The sequence below is a fragment of the Micrococcus sp. genome (assembly GCF_030523875.1).
Classification (GTDB): domain Bacteria; phylum Actinomycetota; class Actinomycetes; order Actinomycetales; family Micrococcaceae; genus Micrococcus.
In genome coordinates this window covers 1-836 of record NZ_JAUNHR010000166.1, presented here as the reverse complement: position 1 = coordinate 836, position 836 = coordinate 1, and the positions used below count along the sequence as shown (strand labels likewise).

At 73.4% G+C, this 836-nt stretch carries 1 protein-coding gene; it reads left to right on the top strand.

Annotated features, from left to right (window positions below):
- Positions 1-109 precede the first annotated feature (109 nt).
- On the top strand, positions 110-836 hold a 727-nt coding region (locus Q4D18_RS11805), incomplete at its 3' end, for a Nif3-like dinuclear metal center hexameric protein (RefSeq protein ID WP_303128648.1).

The following is an 836-nucleotide window of genomic DNA, read 5'->3' as shown; positions in this document are numbered from 1 at the left end:
GGCTGGCATTCCCGCCGCGCCAGCGCGTCGTCGCCCGCACGCCCCGGCCGCCCGCGCGCCCCCGCACTCACCCGCCGCTCTCTGCCCCCGCACCTGAGAAGATGGGGGCATGACTGAGCAGCAGGAGAACCCAGGCACCGCCCCCACGCTCGCCGAGGTCGTCGAGAGCATCGACGCGCTCTGGCCGTTCTCCCTCACGGAAGAGTGGGACCGGACGGGCGTCGTCGTCGGCCGGATGGACAAGCCCGTGCGCAGCGTGCTGGTGGCCGTGGACCCGGTTGCGGACGTCGTCACGCAGGCCATCGAGGGCGGGTTCGATCTCCTCGTCACCCACCACCCCCTCCTCCTCAAGGGCGTCAACTCGGTGTCCGACGAGACCGCCAAAGGCGAGATGGTCATGCGCCTCGCGGAGGCCGGCTGCGCGCTCGTGTGCACGCACACCAACGCGGACCAGCCGGAGGGCGGCGTGTCCCAGATTCTCGCGGACATCCTCGGGCTCACCGAGCAGCGTCCCCTCGCCCCAGCGAAGAACGGGCCGGACGCCGCCGGGATCGGCCGCGTGGGCGTGCTGGCCGAGCCGGTCAGCCTCGCCTCGTTCGCCCAGCGCGTGGCCCGCTCGCTTCCGCGGGTCGCTGGCGGAGTCCGCGTGGCCGGCGACCTCCAGGCCGAGGTCCGCACCGTAGCCGTGTGCGGCGGTGCGGGAGACAGCCTCTTCGATGACGTGAGGGCCAGCGGCGCGGACGTCTACGTCACGTCCGACCTCCGCCACCACCCCGCCTCCGAAGCCCGCGAGACGGCCCGCGGCGGCACCCCGTTCCTCATCGACACCGCGCACT